Source organism: Rhodococcus sp. KBS0724 (genome assembly GCF_005938745.2).
In the GTDB taxonomy this organism is placed as follows: domain Bacteria; phylum Actinomycetota; class Actinomycetes; order Mycobacteriales; family Mycobacteriaceae; genus Rhodococcus_F.
Window position 1 is genome coordinate 2,511,005 of record NZ_VCBX02000001.1, and the last position, 18,454, is coordinate 2,529,458.

At 61.7% G+C, this 18,454-nt stretch carries 4 protein-coding genes; 2 read left to right on the forward strand and 2 right to left on the reverse strand.

Features of this window, described 5'->3' with window-relative positions; translation table 11 throughout:
- Window positions 1-30 precede the first annotated feature (30 nt).
- Both FFI94_RS11600 and FFI94_RS11605 read left to right on the forward strand, forming a co-directional pair.
- Window positions 31-516, forward strand: coding sequence for an aminoacyl-tRNA deacylase (locus FFI94_RS11600; protein WP_138873063.1), 486 nt, complete (start codon window positions 31-33; stop codon window positions 514-516).
- Window positions 509-17,818, forward strand: coding sequence for a non-ribosomal peptide synthetase (locus FFI94_RS11605; protein WP_144298286.1), 17,310 nt, complete (start codon window positions 509-511; stop codon window positions 17,816-17,818). The genes FFI94_RS11600 and FFI94_RS11605 overlap by 8 nt, the downstream gene beginning before the upstream one ends.
- Here FFI94_RS11605 and FFI94_RS11610 read toward each other — a convergent pair.
- Both FFI94_RS11610 and FFI94_RS11615 read right to left on the reverse strand, forming a co-directional pair.
- Window positions 17,702-18,028 (reverse strand): multidrug efflux SMR transporter, encoded by a 327-nt coding sequence (locus tag FFI94_RS11610; RefSeq protein WP_138873065.1) that lies wholly within the window; start codon window positions 18,026-18,028, stop codon window positions 17,702-17,704. The two genes, FFI94_RS11605 and FFI94_RS11610, sit on opposite strands and share 117 nt — an antisense overlap.
- Entirely contained in the window at window positions 18,025-18,375 is a 351-nt protein-coding gene (locus tag FFI94_RS11615; protein WP_138873066.1) for a multidrug efflux SMR transporter, read from the reverse strand. Before FFI94_RS11615 ends, FFI94_RS11610 begins: the two co-directional genes overlap by 4 nt.
- Between the last annotated feature and the right edge of the window lie 79 nt (window positions 18,376-18,454).

Genomic DNA, 18,454 nt, shown 5'->3' on the forward strand with positions numbered 1-18,454 from the left:
TGGAATGCGAACGATCGGTAGGAGTGCACCGTGAATGAATTGCACGAACAAGTTGCTGCGGCGCTCGAAGAATTCCGACTCCCGATCGTCATCCATGACCACTCGTCCTTCGAGCTGCCTGTTCTATCGCCGAATGATGTGTCGAGGACACTCGGGATTTCGTTGGGCCGGATCACGAAATCGGTCCTGCTGCAGCAACAGTCCGGTACTCGTTTCGTCCTTGCGGTGTGCCCGATCGATCGCCGGATCGACATGGCTTCGATTTCCCGTCATCTGGGGTTGGGACGGCTGGAAGTGGCGGTTGAGGCGAGCGTCTCGAAGAAATGTGGATATCAGCGTCTCGGAGTTTCACCACTCGGATTGCCGCGCGATGTTGTGGTGGTCATCGACACATCTCTGATGGCCTATCCCACTGTCGTGGTCGGCGGCGGAAACGTCGGCATCGAAGTCGAGCTGAGTCCGTGGGATCTTGCCGAAGCGTGCAACGCACAGATTGTGGAGATAACTGATGGATGAAATTCGACCCAGTAGCGATATTCGCGTTCGCGAATCGAACGAGGACCAGGCACTTACTTCGGCCGATTCACCCTCCAACCCTTTCCCTCTGTCGTCGGCTCAATACGGTGTGTGGCTTGCGCAGCAACTCACCCCGGAATTGCCACACTGCATCGCCGAGTACGTCGAGTTTCACGGAGAAATCGATCTCACGCTGTTCCGTTCGGTGGCAGTGGCCGCGGGGCGAGAGGTTCAGTGGGCATTCCTCCGACTGATCGAGGTCGACGGTGAGCCGCGTCAAATTCTTGATCCCAGTCAGGACAGCGAACTGGGATTTGTCGACTTTCGTGGTGAGCGCGATCCTGTCGCGGCGGCACACTCCTGGATGCGCGACGAATACACAACGCCGACGGATCCCATGCGCGAGCGATTGATCGCGTCGTCGCTGCTGCAAATCGGCGATGCGCACTACCTCTGGTACGGCCGGGCTCACCACGTCGCGCTCGACGCCTACGCCGCGGTGACGATGGTCAACCGCATGGCCGTGATCTATTCAGCCGCGTTGGAGGGACGTGAACCGGCACCCAACCCGACGGCCGACCTGCGTACCTTGTACGAACTCGACTGCGCCTACCGCGCCTCGACACGTTTCGAGTCCGATCGCATCTATTGGACCGAGCGACTCGAGGGAATGGCGGAAGGTACGTCTTTAGCTGAGCGGTACGCGATTCCGGTCGCCGCCGACACGCTGGTGGCGTCGGCGTTGGACGAGAATACCGTTGCGCGTCTGATGGATTCGGAAAAGCATGCGAGCGGAACGTCGGCCGCCACCATCATTGCCGGGTTTGCCTGCTACCTCTCCCGGATGACGGGGCACTTGGATGTCTGCGTGAAGATCCCCGTCTCCGGCAGGACAACTGCGGTGCTCCGTCGATCAGGCGGAATGCTTGTCAACATCGTTCCACTGCGGATCGATATCCGCCCCGACGACACCGTTGGCGAGCTTGTCGATCGTGTCCGTCTCGAGCTGACCGGCGCACTGCGGCATCAGCGTGGCAATCTCGAAGAAATCGCCCGTGGCTTGAATGCCGGTGCGCAGCGTTCCATGGCCGCCGGGCCGATTGTCAACGTGATGCTTTTTCGTCAGGAGATCAACTTCGGAAAGGTGCGCGGCGAGTTCCATGTGCTGACTTCAGGTCCGATCGACGACCTGCTGGTGAACATCTATCAAAGTGGAATGCCGGCACAGACATTCGTCGAATTTCGGGGAAATCCGGGTCGCTATACGGAAGGTGAGTTGCACTGCCATCATCAAGGCTGCGTCGGAGTTATCGAGGAATTTGCCGCGGCCGGGACACAGACACCGATCTCCACGATCCACCCGGCCAGCGCGTCGATAGGTAAACGGCGGCTGGAAGCTGAGCAAGACCTTGACTATTGGCGACACACCCTGGCAGGTCTGCCAGAGCGGCTGGACTTGCCGACGGATCGGCGACGATCGACGGAGCGGTCCCCGCTGTTGGGCTTGCGCCAGGTCGAACTGGATGCCCAGTTACATCGCCACCTTGATCTCACCGCCCACGAGCACGGTTCGACTGTGTTTGCAGTGATGCATGCGGGTGTGGCGGTATTGCTTGCTCGCCTGGCCGCAGCCGACGATGTCGCGGTGGGAGTGCCGGTTCTCCGGCCGAACGAGTCAGCCGATTCAGTCGTCGACGCGGTTGTCTTGCGGACCCAGGTGGATCCGGATACTTCGTTTGCGAACCTCGTGGAACAGGTAAGCCGATGTGAGGGTGATGCATTCGCTCATGCTCAGGTGCCGGTGGAACGTGTCGAGGAGGCACTTGGATCGACGCTGTTCCATGTCATGCTTGGCGTCCGTGGCAGTGAACCGACCACGACGCCGGATGTGGCTGTCACCGCGCCCGACGCCTGTCATTCTTCGCGGAACTGCGACCTGAATATGACAGTAGCCGAAAGGTTTACCGATTCCGGTCGACCTTCGGGCATTGTGCTGGATCTAGATTTTGCCACCGACTTGTACAACCCGGAAACGATCGATGCTCTCCTCAAACGTCTGGTGGGCGTGCTCGAGTGTGGCGTCGCGAATCCCGAGGTTCGGATCGACGAGATCGATTTGCTGCTGCCGTCGGAGCATGAGCAGCTGACACCGGTGCGGGGCGTCGTAGCACTGACCCCACGTACCTTGCCGCGGCTCTTTGCAGAGGCTGCCGCGACCGATCCGACTGCGGTTGCGGTGGTGGACGGTGATTGCACACTGACGTACGACGAGCTGGATCGCCGATCGAATCGACTGGCTCACTATCTGATCGGCCGCGCGGTAGGTCCAGAGTCGGTGGTGGCCATCGGACTGCCGCGGTCCGTCGACTCGGTGGTGGCGGTCTGGGCAGTCGCGAAGAGCGGCGCGGCCTTTGTGCCGGTCGATCCCCGATACCCGTCGGCTCGACTCGAACACATGCTCATCGATTCCGAGGCGTTGCTCGGTCTGACCAACGCCGGCTGTACCGGACAACTGCCGCAGACGGTTCCGTGGCTGGTGCTCGACGACCGGGTCACTGCTGCCGAGATCGCGGGTTCCCCCGAGACACCGGTGACCGACCGGGAACGGACGGCAGTACTTCACATCGATCATCCGGCCTACGTGATTTACACGTCCGGGTCGACCGGGATTCCGAAAGGTGTGGTGGTGCCGCACCGAGGGGTGTTCGACCTTACGACGGAACTATGCACACAACTTTCGACTGGGCCACAGGCGCGTGTATTGCACTGTGCATCTCCGAGTTTTGACGCGTCGGTGTTCGAATTCGTGTGGGCGTTCGGTGCGGGCGGACGATTGGTGATCGCCCCGCCAACGATGTACGGAGGTGGCGAACTCACAGCGCTACTCGATCGCGAGCAAGTCACACATGCCATCCTCACGCCATCCGCCCTGGCATCGCTGGACCCCGCAGGGCGCGCATCGCTTCAATGCCTTGTTGTTGCAGGAGAAGCGTGTTCGCCGGAGTTGGCGGGGCGGTGGTCGCCTGGTCGGTTGATGTTCGACGCCTACGGCCCGACAGAGGCGACGGTCATGGCAAATATCAGGGTGATCGAGCCGGGCAGCGAGTTACTGACTCTCGGAGGTCCGATCCGCGGCGTCGAAGAAGTAGTACTCGACGATCGGTTGCGGCCGGTACCGGTCGGAGTGGTCGGAGAGTTGTATCTGGCCGGCGTCAGCTTGGCGCGTGGCTATCGGAACCAGATGGGAACAACAGCGTCGAGGTTTGTGGCGGATCCGTTCGGATTGCCGGGGCGCCGTATGTATCGCACCGGGGACACGGTGCGCTGGCGCCATGATCGGCAGGGCAGCCTGACACTCGAGTACTTGGGCCGCAACGATTTTCAAGTCAAGGTTCGTGGTTTCCGGATCGAACTCGGCGAGATCGATGCGGTAATGGCCGATCATCCGACCGTCGCTTTTGCGATCACCCTCGGACGCGTCGAAACCCACGGAAACACGACACTGGCGTCGTACGTGCTTCCGGCTGACGACCACGAAGTCGACCCAGCCGAATTGCGAACCCACGTGCAGGGATTGCTACCCGACTACATGGTGCCGGCAACAATCACCGTGCTCGACACTATTCCGCTGACCCCGGTAGGGAAGCTCGATCGCGGCGCGCTGCCCGAACCAGATGTGGGGGCATCGAGCACCGCCTTCCGGCAGCCGCGAACTCCGATCGAGGAGACCATCGCCGGTATTTTCGGCGAGGTGCTGGACGTCGATCGCCTCGGCGCCGACGCGCACTTCTTCAACCTCGGTGGCAATTCCCTGAGCGCGACCAAAGCAGTGGCCCGGATCAATTCAGCACTGAATGAGGGAATTGGCGTCCGGGACCTGTTCGACGCACCCACCGTGGCTGCGCTGGCCGAGTGGATCGAGCGGACCGACGGAAGGACATCCGTGGGGCCTGCTTTGGTGGCAGGTGTGCGACCCGAGAGAGTTCCGGTGTCCCTCGCCCAGCATCGCATGTGGCTCGTCAATCAGTTGGACACGTCGTCGCCCGCGTACAACATTCCTATCGCGCTCCGGCTGGCCGGTGAACTCGATATCGACGCTTTCCGAGCCGCGTTGACAGATGTCGTCGAGCGTCACGACACCCTTCGCACGGTGTACCCCGGATCGCCGGACGGTCCGCTCCAAGTGGTTGTTCCAACAGCTCAGGTATTGCCGGATTTGAATCCGCTCGAGGTGGCGAGTGAGAGCGAGCTGTCCGGGCACATCGAGCGGCTCGCGTCGTCCGGGTTTGATGTCACAGGCGAAGTCCCCGTGCGGATTGCGTTGTTCAAGGTCGGCCCAGAGCAGCACGTTCTGGTTATTGTCGTGCACCATATCGCCGCGGACGGTTCGTCGATGCCACCGCTGGCCCGCGATGTGATGACGGCATACACCGCGCGCGTGAACTGGCGTATTCCGGATTGGGCGCCGCTTCCCGCGACGTATGCCGATTACACGCTGTGGCAGCGTCGCCTGCTCGGCGTCGAATCCGATCCGGGTTCGCTTGCCGGCGAGGAGCTCACGTACTGGCACCAGGCGCTGTCGGGGTTACCGACTGTCCTGCCGTTGCCGACGGATCGAGCCCGCCCGACCTGGCGTCGGATGCGGGGAAGCGCGGTGCAGTTCGAGATCGACGCCGGCTTGCATCGCGCGCTGCAACATATTGCGCGCAAACATGATTCGACGATGTTCATGACCATGCATGCAGCGCTCACCGTCCTGCTCAGCCGGTTGAGCGGGACTGACGACATCGCGGTGGGCACACCGGTGGCCGGGCGTGGTGAGGCTGCACTCGACAATATGGTCGGCATGTTCGTCAACACCGTGGTGCTGCGGACGGCAGTAACACCCAGGTCACCTTTCGAGGATGTGCTTCGGACGGTTCGGGAGGGTGATCTGGGAGCTTTCGCTCACGCACAGACCCCGTTCGAGCAAGTGGTCGAGACGATCGATCCGGCCCGCTCGACGGCACACTCACCGTTGTTCCAGGTAATGCTCGAGTTCAGGAATGCCGCATTGCCGGAATTGGTGCTGCCGGAGTTGACCGTTGAACTTCTCGACATCGACATCGAGGTAGCCCGGTACGACCTGCACCTGAGTCTCGCCGAGCAATTCGATACCGCCGATGGTTCGCCGGCCGGAATATCTGCGTCCTTCGGCTTTGCCGTCGACATCCTCGATTCGGCTACGGTGCAGAGTTTCGCCGAACGATTCGTCCGCGTACTGGAGGAGATCGTGGCTGCGCCGTCAACCCGCGTCGGAGATATCGAACTCCTCTCGCCTGCGGAGTGTGGTGAGTTGGTTCCGGTGTCGGGGGCTTCGGGTGGGCGGGTGTTGGTGTTGCCGGAGTTGTTGGCTGTGGGGGCAGTAGATCGGTCGGCGATCGCTGTTGTCTGTGGTGGTCGGAGTGTGTCGTATGGGGAGTTGGATGTTTGGTCGAATCGGTTGGCGCGGTTGTTGATTGGTCGGGGTGTTGGTCCGGGTTCGTGTGTTGTGGTGGCGTTGTCGCGGTCGGTGTTGTCGGTGGTGGCGTGGTGTGCGGTGGTGAAGTCGGGGGCGGCGTTTGTGGGGGTGGATCCGGGGTATCCGGCGGCGCGGGTGGAGTTCATGGTTGCGGATTGTGGTGCGGTGGTGGGTGTGACGGCGGCGGAGTGTGTGGGGGTGTTGCCGGGTTCGGTGCAGTGGGTGGTGTTGGATGGTCCTGGTTTTGAGGGGGTGTTGGCGGGGTTTGATGGTGGGCCGGTGTCGGATGTGGATCGGGTGTCTGTGGTGTATCCGGGTGGGGCGGCGTATGTGGTGTATACGTCGGGGTCGACGGGGGTGCCGAAGGGTGTGGTGGTCTCGCATCGGGGGTTGGCGGATTTGGTTGCGGATCAGTGTGTTCGGTTCGGGCTAGATTCCAATTCTGTGGTGTTGCATGCGGCGTCGCCGGGTTTTGATGCTGCGGTGTTGGAGTTGTTGTGGGGGTTGGGTTGTGGTGGTCGGTTGGTGGTTGCTCCGGCGGGGGTGTTTGGTGGGGATGAGTTGCGGGGGTTGTTGGTGGGGGAGAGGGTTTCTCATGTTGCGTTGACGCCGACGGTGCTGGGGACGGTGGATCCGTCCGGTCTCGAGGATCTCTCGACTGTGGTGGTGGGGGGTGAGGTGTGTTCGCGGGAGTTGGTGGCGCGGTGGGCTGTTGGTGGTCGGGTGGTGGTGAATACGTATGGTCCGGCGGAGGCGAGTGTGCAGTCGAATGCGAGTGCTGCGTTGGTGGTGGGGGAGCCGGTGTTGTTGGGTGGTCCGATTCGGGGTGTGGGGGAGGTTGTGTTGGATGGTTGGTTGCGTCCGGTTCCGGTGGGTGTGGTGGGGGAGTTGTATCTCTCGGGTGGGGGTTTGGCGTGGGGGTATGTGAATCGGGTGGGGTTGACGGCGTCGCGGTTTGTGGCTGATCCGTTTGGTGGTTCGGGTTCTCGGATGTATCGGACGGGGGATGTTGTTCGGTGGCGGCGGCTTGCGGATGAAAGTTTGTCGTTGGAGTTTGTGGGTCGTGGGGATTTGCAGGTGAAGGTGCGTGGGGTTCGGGTGGAGTTGGGGGAGGTGGAGTCGGCGTTGTCGGGGTGTGTGGGGGTGGCTCGGGCTGCTGTTGTGGTGCGGGGGGATCGGTTGGTGGGGTTTGTGGTTGCGGAGTCGGGTGTGAGTGTGGATGTTTCGGTGGTGGTTGATTCGGTGGCTGGGCGGTTGCCGTCGCAGATGGTGCCGGCTGTGGTGGTGGTGGTTGATGGGTTGCCGGTGACGCCGAATGGAAAGCTGGACCGCGACGCCCTACCCACCCCAAGTTTTGATGACCGACTGAGCACATTCATCGCTCCGGCAACCGAGATGGAATCTGCGCTGGCAGGGTTGTTCGAGGAAGTGCTGGGACTCGAATCGGTAGGCGCGGGAGATTCGTTCTTTTCTCTCGGCGGCGACAGTATCGTCGCGATTCAGTTGGTCTCTCGGGCGAAGGCCTCTGGAATCGTTTTCTCGGCGCGGGATGTGTTCGAGCATAAAACGGTGGCTGGGTTGGCGGAGGTTGCCGTCTTCGGTGATGGAACGGAGGCAGTCGGATTGGACGAACTGCCTGGGGGCGGGGTCGGTGAGGTTCCGTTGACGCCGACAATGCGATGGCTCCTCGAACGGGGCACGGGATTCACTCGCTTCTCACAAGCCGTGATGCTCAACCTTCCGGCCGGAATCGACGAACCGGGCCTGGAGGGCACCGTGCAGGCGGTGCTCGATCATCACGACATGCTGCGGGCTCGGCTACGGCCACAAGCCGATGGCGGTTGGACGTGGGAAGTGTTGCCGGAAGGTGTGATTCGAGCGGACAGCCTCATCTGCCGGGTGCCGATGCAGGGGAACCTGGGAAGTTCCCAGTTCAGTGACCACGCCGCTGCGGAGTTGGATGCTGCGGCTGATCGGCTTGATCCCAGCACGGGCGCTGTGGTGCAGGTGGTGTGGTTTGATCCCCCGAATGCCGGCGAGCAGGGTTGCGCGTTGGTGGTGGCACATCATTCGGTGATCGACGGGGTGTCGTGGCGGGTGCTGATACCCGACCTGGCAACCGCGTGGTGGCAGATCGCGGCTGGAATGGAACCAGAGTTGCCCGCGGTCGGAACGTCGATGCGGCGGTGGGCTCATGGACTGGTAGACGAGGCTCGTCGGCCCGAGCGCGCAGCCGAACTCGAGCTGTGGCGAGCTATGAGCGTCGGGGACGATCCGGTGATCGGGTCGCGGCCCCTCGACCCTTCGGTCGATGTGAACGGCTCGACAGATCATGTTTCCGTCGAATTGCCCACCGACGTGACAGAAGCGCTGCTGACCACAGTTCCCGAAGCATTTCACGGTGGGGTCAGCGACGGGTTGCTGGCTTCGTTGGCGGTTGCGGTCACGCAATGGCGGCGAGATCGCCGGCCGATATCGACCGATGCTCCGATTGCCACAACACTCATTGCGCTGGAAGGTCATGGGCGAGAGGAGAACGCGGTCCCTGGCTCGGATCTGAGTCGTACCGTCGGCTGGTTCACCACGAGCTTTCCACTGCGGCTGGATCTTGCGTCCGTCGATATCGACGATGCGTGCGCGGGCGGCCCGGCCTTGGCGGCCGCCGTCAAAGCCGTCAAGGAACAGATCCGGACCGTACCCGATCACGGAATCGGCTTCGGGTTGTTGCGGTATCTGAACGAGGACACCGCTTTTGAGCTGCAGGATTTGCCGACACCGCAGATCGGATTCAATTATCTGGGGCGCGTCGAGGCAATATCCCCGGGCGGATCTCAGCCGATCGGATGGGCGCCGCTCGATGATGGTGACACGCTCGCCGACCCCCGGCGTGGCGGTGCGCAGGATCCCGACATGCCAGTCGCGAACGTGCTGGAGATCAACGCCATGACTCTCGGTGGCTCGCGTAAGCCACGATTACACGCGACGTGGACTTTCCCTGTCGGAGTGTTGACCACCGACGAGGTGAGTGAGCTGGCGCGGCTGTGGACCGAGGTGTTGACTGCCCTGACCCAGCAGCCTCTCGGCGGGCGAACGCCGTCGGATCTGGACTTGGTCGGTCTCGGCCAAGGTGAGATCGAGATGCTCGAGGATCGGTACCCCGCGTTGAGTGATGTGTGGCCGCTGTCCCCGCTGCAGGAAGGTTTGCTGTTCCATACGCTGCTGTCCGAGGAGTCGGTGGACGCGTACGTCGTCCAGTTGGCCGTTGAATTGCGCGGTGACGTTGATTCGGATCGCCTGCGTCAGGCAGGACAAGTGCTGCTTGACCGCTATCCGAATCTGCGGACCGCATTCGACTCCGACCTCGAATTCGGGCCGGTGCAGGTTGTCCAGGAAGACCTGACAGTCGTGTGGTCTGAAATGGACCTGTCGGAACTTGACGAGGAAGCACGTCAGCGTGAATTGGATCGGGTGATGGCTGCTGACAGAGCGCACCGTTTTGATCCCGTGCGTGCCCCACTGCTGCGCTGGTTGCTCATCACTACGGGCACGGAGAGCTACCGCTTGGTGATGACCAATCATCATCTGCTGCTCGATGGTTGGTCGACCCCTCTCTTGTTGCGCGAACTGCTAGTGGCCTACGCGGCAGGTGAAGACGCCTTGCCGAGGGCGTACCCGTACCGCGACTACCTGGCGTGGATCAACCGGCAGAACACAACAGAATCACTTGACGTGTGGGCGAAGGCATTTGACGGTGTCGACGAGCCGACGTTGGTTGCGTCGGGTGATCCTGCTCGTCGGTACAGCGGGTCGCGGGATGTGTTCGGTGAGTTGACCGAGGATCAGACGGTGGCGTTGTTGTCGTGTGTTCGGGGTATGGGGGTCACTGTGAATTCGGTGATCGAGATGGCGTGGTCGATTGTGTTGGGTGGGTGGACGTCTCGTGATGATGTGACGTTCGGTTCGACGGTGGCTGGTCGTCCTCCGCAGGTTGCGGGGGTGGAGTCGATGATCGGTTTGTTTGTCAATACGGTGCCGGTGCGGGTTCGGTTGGATCGGGGGGAGACTCTTGGTTCGCTTCTTTCTCGGATTCAGGGTGAGCAGGCTGGTCTTCTTGATCATCAGTATGTGGGTTTGGCGGATATTCAGCGGGTTGCGGGTGCTGGTGCTGTGTTCGACACGATGACGGTGTTCGAGTCGTATCCGGTGGATCGTGGTGGGTTGACTGCGGAGACGGATATTGCGGGTATGCGGGTGGTTGATGTCGGTGGTGTTGATGCCGCACACTATCCGATCGGCGTTGTTGCGCACCTGGACAGCCGACTGCATATCAGAATCAAGTATCTGCCGGAGCTTTTCGACTACGGCACAATCGGCAGTGTTCTGCAGCGAGTTTTGCGCGTCGTCAACGCCCTTGTTTCAAATCCTGATCTGCCACTTGCGGCGCTGGACGTGCTTTCGCCGGAGGAACACCGGGAACTGGTCCCGGTTCAGGGTGAGATGTCCGCGAAAGAACATGTGCTGCCGGAATTACTGTCGGCTGCGCGGGACCCGGATGCGGTTGCTGTGGTGTCTGGTGGTTGGCGGTTGTCGTATGGGGAGTTGGATGTTTGGTCGAATCGGTTGGCGCGGTTGTTGATTGGTCGGGGTGTTGGTCCGGGTTCGTGTGTTGTGGTGGCGTTGTCGCGGTCGGTGTTGTCGGTGGTGGCGTGGTGTGCGGTGGTGAAGTCGGGGGCGGCGTTTGTGGGGGTGGATCCGGGGTATCCGGCGGCGCGGGTGGAGTTCATGGTTGCGGATTGTGGTGCGGTGGTGGGTGTGACGGCGGCGGAGTGTGTGGGGGTGTTGCCGGGTTCGGTGCAGTGGGTGGTGTTGGATGGTCCTGGTTTTGAGGGGGTGTTGGCGGGGTTTGATGGTGGGCCGGTGTCGGATGTGGATCGGGTGTCTGTGGTGTATCCGGGTGGGGCGGCGTATGTGGTGTATACGTCGGGGTCGACGGGGGTGCCGAAGGGTGTGGTGGTCTCGCATCGGGGGTTGGCGGATTTGGTTGCGGATCAGTGTGTTCGGTTCGGGCTAGATTCCAATTCTGTGGTGTTGCATGCGGCGTCGCCGGGTTTTGATGCTGCGGTGTTGGAGTTGTTGTGGGGGTTGGGTTGTGGTGGTCGGTTGGTGGTTGCTCCGGCGGGGGTGTTTGGTGGGGATGAGTTGCGGGGGTTGTTGGTGGGGGAGAGGGTTTCTCATGTTGCGTTGACGCCGACGGTGCTGGGGACGGTGGATCCGTCCGGTCTCGAGGATCTCTCGACTGTGGTGGTGGGGGGTGAGGTGTGTTCGCGGGAGTTGGTGGCGCGGTGGGCTGTTGGTGGTCGGGTGGTGGTGAATACGTATGGTCCGGCGGAGGCGAGTGTGCAGTCGAATGCGAGTGCTGCGTTGGTGGTGGGGGAGCCGGTGTTGTTGGGTGGTCCGATTCGGGGTGTGGGGGAGGTTGTGTTGGATGGTTGGTTGCGTCCGGTTCCGGTGGGTGTGGTGGGGGAGTTGTATCTCTCGGGTGGGGGTTTGGCGTGGGGGTATGTGAATCGGGTGGGGTTGACGGCGTCGCGGTTTGTGGCTGATCCGTTTGGTGGTTCGGGTTCTCGGATGTATCGGACGGGGGATGTTGTTCGGTGGCGGCGGCTTGCGGATGAAAGTTTGTCGTTGGAGTTTGTGGGTCGTGGGGATTTGCAGGTGAAGGTGCGTGGGGTTCGGGTGGAGTTGGGGGAGGTGGAGTCGGCGTTGTCGGGGTGTGTGGGGGTGGCTCGGGCTGCTGTTGTGGTGCGGGGGGATCGGTTGGTGGGGTTTGTGGTTGCGGAGTCGGGTGTGAGTGTGGATGTTTCGGTGGTGGTTGATTCGGTGGCTGGGCGGTTGCCGTCGCAGATGGTGCCGGCTGTGGTGGTGGTGGTTGATGGGTTGCCGGTGACGCCGAATGGAAAGCTGGACCGCGACGCCCTACCCACACCGGATTTTGCCGGCGTTCGGACTGATTTCCGGGCTCCTGTCACCGAGGTGGAATCGGTATTGGCCGGGTTGTTCGAGGAAGTACTCGGGCTCGGATCAGTGGGCGTGGAGGATTCGTTTTTTGCGCTCGGCGGCGACAGCATCATGTCGATTCAGCTCGCAGCACGGGCAAAGGCTCAGGGAGTGGTCATCTCCCCGCGGGATGTGTTCGAACGTAAGACGATTGCCGGACTGGCGGAGGTAGCAGTTCTTTCGGGTGAGGCCGACGTAGCCAGGTTGGAGGAATTGACCGGCGGCGGGGTCGGTGACGTTCCGTTGACGCCGATAATGCAGTGGCTCGTCGGTCGGGGTGGTACAGGGTTCCATCGATTCTCGCAGGCGGTGCTGCTGAATTTGCCGGCGGGAATCGACGAGCAGGGTTTGGCGAGCACGGTGCAGGCGGTGCTCGATCATCACGACATGCTGCGGGCTCAGTTGCGCCCAGGTGCACACGGATCGTGGGTCTGGAAAGTCCTGCCCGTCGGATCAATTCAAGCAGAGAAGGTGATTCGGAAGGTATCGGCCGGGCCAGGCGTCGCCGATTTCCGTGAGGTGGCTGCGTGCGAGTTGGACGCCGCAGCGGATCGGCTTGATCCCAGCACGGGCGCCGTGGTGCAGGTGGTGTGGTTTGATCCCCCGAATGCCGGCGAGCAGGGTTGCGCGTTGGTGGTGGCACATCATTCGGTGATCGACGGGGTGTCGTGGCGGGTGCTGATACCCGACCTGGCAACCGCGTGGTGGCAGATCGCGGCAGGTAGATCGCCGGAACTGGAGCCGGTCGGAACATCGATGCGCCGCTGGTCCTACGGGCTTGCGCAGGAGGCTCGTCGACCGGAGCGGGCAGCCGAACTCGAGCTGTGGCAAGCGATGGTTGTGGGCGAGGACCCCGTGATCGGATCCCGGCCCATCGACCCTTCCGTCGACGTGACTACCACTGCCGACACTGTTGAGATTGAAGTCTCCCCGGAGACAACTGAGGCACTGCTCACCACAGTTCCCGAAGCATTCCACGGTGGTGTCGTCGACGCACTACTGGCGGCACTGGCGGTTGCGGTCACGACGTGGCGGCGCGAAGATAACCCTTCCCTCGCAGATATTCTCATCGGTCTCGAGGGTCATGGACGTGAAGAAGGTGTGGTTCCAGGTTCGGATCTGAATCGTACCGTCGGCTGGTTCTCCACGAGCTTCCCACTGCGGTTGGATCTTTCGGATATATCTCTGAGCGACGCCGCCGCTGGTGGTCCGGCCTTGGGTGCCGTGGTCAAATCTGTCAAGGAACAACTCCGGGCGATACCGGACCACGGGATCGGCTACGGATTGCTGCGGTATCTCAACGAGGACACCGGATTGGTGTTGGGGGAGTTCCAAACACCGCAGATCGGCTTCAACTATCTCGGCAGGGTTCGTGCAGGTGAAGTGTCAAACGAGTCCGGTGCAGCCTGGATTCCGATCAACGGAGACATCGAGCTGGGCGGTGCACAGAATCCGGATATGCCGCTACCAGCCGTTCTCGACATCAACGCACTCACCGTCGAAAGTGACGACGGCAGGCCGAGACTGCGCGCAATCTGGTCGTTCCCCACAGGCATACTGGCGAAGAGCGACGTTCAGGCGGCCGCGAGAATGTGGTCGGAAACGCTTGCGGCGCTGGCCGCAGACGCCGGGCAACCGGGCGTCGGAGGACGAACGCCGTCGGATCTGGACTTGGTCGGTCTCGGCCAAGATGAGATCGAGATGCTCGAGGACCGGTACCCCGCGTTGAGTGATGTGTGGCCGTTGTCCCCGCTGCAGGGAGGTTTGCTGTTCCATGCGCTGGCGTCGGCAGGGTCGGTGGACGCCTACTTGGTGCAGTTGGTTGTCGAATTGCGGGGTGAGGTTGATCCGGAGCGATTGCGCGGTGCTTGCCAATCGGTGCTCGATCGCAATCCGAATCTGCGGACCGCCTTTCTGTCCGACACCGGATCTCAGCCGGTTCAAGTGGTGCAGGATGGCGTCGAAGCACCGTGGTCGGAGATCGACCTTTCGGGATTGGACACCGCCGCGCGTGTTCGTGCTTGGGATCATCTGATGGCGGAGGATCGTGCCACCCGGTTCGATCCGACTCGGGCCCCGTTGTTGCGGTGGATGCTGGTCAGCACCGGCCCGGGAAGCTATCGCCTGGTGATGACCAATCATCATCTGCTGCTCGATGGTTGGTCGACGCCGCTACTTCTGAAGGAATTGCTGGTGCTCTATGCCACCGACGGCGCGACACTACCCCGGGTCCGTCCTTATCGGGACTTTCTGGCCTGGGTCGCCGGGCAGAACAAAACAGAATCACTTGACGTGTGGGCGAAAGCATTTGACGGTGTCGACGAGCCGACGTTGGTTGCGCCGGTTGATCCTGCTCGTCGGTACAGCGGGTCGCGGGATGTGTTCGGTGAGTTGACCGAGGATCAGACGGTGGCGTTGTTGTCGTGTGTTCGGGGTATGGGGGTCACTGTGAATTCGGTGATCGAGATGGCGTGGTCGATTGTGTTGGGTGGGTGGACGTCTCGTGATGATGTGACGTTCGGTTCGACGGTGGCTGGTCGTCCTCCGCAGGTTGCGGGGGTGGAGTCGATGATCGGTTTGTTTGTCAATACGGTGCCGGTGCGGGTTCGGTTGGATCGGGGGGAGACTCTTGGTTCGCTTCTTTCTCGGATTCAGGGTGAGCAGGCTGGTCTTCTTGATCATCAGTATGTGGGTTTGGCGGATATTCAGCGGGTTGCGGGTGCTGGTGCTGTGTTCGACACGATGACGGTGTTCGAGTCGTATCCGGTGGATCGTGGTGGGTTGACTGCGGAGACGGATATTGCGGGTATGCGGGTGGTTGATGTCGGTGGTGTTGATGCCGCACACTATCCGATCGGACTGGTCGCTCACGTCGACTCGGTGGTGCGCCTGACAATCAAGTATCTCCCAGATCTCTTCGACCACAGTGTGATAGACGAGATGATGCAATGCGTCCTCCGCGTCATCGACGCAGCAGTCACAGAACCGGATCTGCCAATCGGCGCACTGAATTTACTCTCGCCTGCGGAGTGTGGTGAGTTGGTTCCGGTGTCGGGGGCTTCGGGTGGGCGGGTGTTGGTGTTGCCGGAGTTGTTGGCTGTGGGGGCAGTAGATCGGTCGGCGATCGCTGTTGTCTGTGGTGGTCGGAGTGTGTCGTATGGGGAGTTGGATGTTTGGTCGAATCGGTTGGCGCGGTTGTTGATTGGTCGGGGTGTTGGTCCGGGTTCGTGTGTTGTGGTGGCGTTGTCGCGGTCGGTGTTGTCGGTGGTGGCGTGGTGTGCGGTGGTGAAGTCGGGGGCGGCGTTTGTGGGGGTGGATCCGGGGTATCCGGCGGCGCGGGTGGAGTTCATGGTTGCGGATTGTGGTGCGGTGGTGGGTGTGACGGCGGCGGAGTGTGTGGGGGTGTTGCCGGGTTCGGTGCAGTGGGTGGTGTTGGATGGTCCTGGTTTTGAGGGGGTGTTGGCGGGGTTTGATGGTGGGCCGGTGTCGGATGTGGATCGGGTGTCTGTGGTGTATCCGGGTGGGGCGGCGTATGTGGTGTATACGTCGGGGTCGACGGGGGTGCCGAAGGGTGTGGTGGTCTCGCATCGGGGGTTGGCGGATTTGGTTGCGGATCAGTGTGTTCGGTTCGGGCTAGATTCCAATTCTGTGGTGTTGCATGCGGCGTCGCCGGGTTTTGATGCTGCGGTGTTGGAGTTGTTGTGGGGGTTGGGTTGTGGTGGTCGGTTGGTGGTTGCTCCGGCGGGGGTGTTTGGTGGGGATGAGTTGCGGGGGTTGTTGGTGGGGGAGAGGGTTTCTCATGTTGCGTTGACGCCGACGGTGCTGGGGACGGTGGATCCGTCCGGTCTCGAGGATCTCTCGACTGTGGTGGTGGGGGGTGAGGTGTGTTCGCGGGAGTTGGTGGCGCGGTGGGCTGTTGGTGGTCGGGTGGTGGTGAATACGTATGGTCCGGCGGAGGCGAGTGTGCAGTCGAATGCGAGTGCTGCGTTGGTGGTGGGGGAGCCGGTGTTGTTGGGTGGTCCGATTCGGGGTGTGGGGGAGGTTGTGTTGGATGGTTGGTTGCGTCCGGTTCCGGTGGGTGTGGTGGGGGAGTTGTATCTCTCGGGTGGGGGTTTGGCGTGGGGGTATGTGAATCGGGTGGGGTTGACGGCGTCGCGGTTTGTGGCTGATCCGTTTGGTGGTTCGGGTTCTCGGATGTATCGGACGGGGGATGTTGTTCGGTGGCGGCGGCTTGCGGATGAAAGTTTGTCGTTGGAGTTTGTGGGTCGTGGGGATTTGCAGGTGAAGGTGCGTGGGGTTCGGGTGGAGTTGGGGGAGGTGGAGTCGGCGTTGTCGGGGTGTGTGGGGGTGGCTCGGGCTGCTGTTGTGGTGCGGGGGGATCGGTTGGTGGGGTTTGTGGTTGCGGAGTCGGGTGTGAGTGTGGATGTTTCGGCGGTGGTTGATTCGGTGGCTGGGCGGTTGCCGTCGCAGATGGTGCCGGCTGTGGTGGTGGTGGTTGATGGGTTGCCGGTGACGCCGAATGGAAAGCTGGACCGCGGCGCCCTACCCACCCCCGACTTCGATGCCCAGCGCGCAGAATATCGGCCCCCTCGGGAGGGGGCGGAATCCGCCGTCGCCGCGGCGTTTGAAGGTGCACTCGGTGTATCGCGAGTGGGTGCCGACGACAATTTCTTTGCGCTCGGGGGTGATTCGTTGACTGCCACCACAGTGGCCGCGAGATTGCATGAATCGATCGAGGCCGACGTGCCGGTTCACTGGATTTTCACCGACTCGACACCCGCGACTTTGGCGCACAGAATTTCGACGTGCCCAGCGGAGACGAACGACGCGGTGGGGGTTCTGCTTCCACTGCGGGCCAAAGGAAATCGTGATCCACTGTTCTGTGTCCACCCAGCGATCGGGCTGGCGTGGTGTTTCAGCGGCTTGGTGCAGTACGTGGACAGTGACCGCCCGATCTACGGAATCCAATCGCCCGCCCTGACAGATTCATCCGTACATTTCGATTCGCTCGACGATCTTGCGGCCCGCTACGTTCGAGAGATTCGATCCGTACAGCCACACGGGCCGTACCATCTGCTCGGATACTCGGTGGGCGGCCAGATTGCACATGCAATGGCGGCCCAGCTTCGTCGTGACGGTGACGACGTTGCAACGCTCGCGATGATGGACAGTCGTCTGATGTCCGCGACCGACGCCCCGATGCCGTCCGTCTCACGACTCGTCACCGAGTTCGCCGAGGTGGATCTATCCGACGAGCCCACGGAGGAACCCACGTTCGATCAGGTTGCGGAGTTGTTGCGCCGCAAGGGCGGATTCTTCGCGATGCTGACGGCAGACCATCTCGAGACTTTGTATCGGCAGTACAACAATCTTGTCGATGATGCTGTGGCGCACCATCCGTCAAATCTCGATGTGTCGGATCTTCTCTACTTCAGCACCACGCTGGAATCCGGCGAAGCCGATCGAAACGGAAAACCCGAAAACTCGACGGGTGCCGCGGACTGGACGGACTACATCAGGGGCGACATTCACGAGTACATGATCCCCACGACGCATGAGCAGATGACGGGCCCTCCAGGTCTGGCGGTCATCGGTCCGATCCTGAATCGCTACCTGGCTTCGGGTGAACTAGTGACCGGCGCCGAGTTCGATGAGGACAACACCGCCGGCAATCAGCGCAATACCCAGCATCATGAGCTTCGTCAGGGCCTCGCGAAACAGGATTCGAGACGCGAGGGCAGTTAACGCCACCCCGCAGGCCGTCCAGATTCCGTACGCCACTCCGAGAGCAAGGCCGGCGTCGAGCGCGAGTGTCAGGAACGCGAAAGAGGCCAAATAGCCCGCGCCCACTAGGACGAACCACTTCTTGTTGCTTCCATTTTGTGATGCCATACGCAGCGCCAGGGTGGCGGAGACTTCGGAGAGGATCGCCGAGATCAGAAATATCCACGTCACGCGGGGTCACCTGATTCGCTGGCGGCTGCCGCTTGCGAGCCGAGTTCGACACACAAAACTCCACCGATGACCAAGGCAATGCCCAGTCCCATCGTCGCGGTCAGGGGATCGCCGAAGAGAATCGTTGCGAGTATTGCCGTCAGGACAACTCCGGTCGCTCCCCAGATTCCGTAGGCAACACCAAGTCCCATGCCTTCGCGGAGCACGAAGGACAGTGCGGTGAAGGCCACTAGGTATCCCACGACGACTACCACGTACCAGGCCGGGTGATCGAGAGCGGCGCGCAAGGAGAGTGTGGCGGAGACCTCGGTCACTATTGCGGCAATCAGTAGTAGCCATTTCTTCACGAGCGATGATTCTGTCAGAGCTGGTCGGTGGCATTCGCGAGGGCGGTGCACTACACAGGGGCGGTAGCCGCTGCTCCGA

Excerpts from the sequence above, each read along its gene's own strand:
- FFI94_RS11605 (WP_144298286.1), top strand. The coding sequence starts at position 509 with ATGGATGAAATTCGACCCAGTAGCGATATTCGCGTTCGCGAATCGAAC.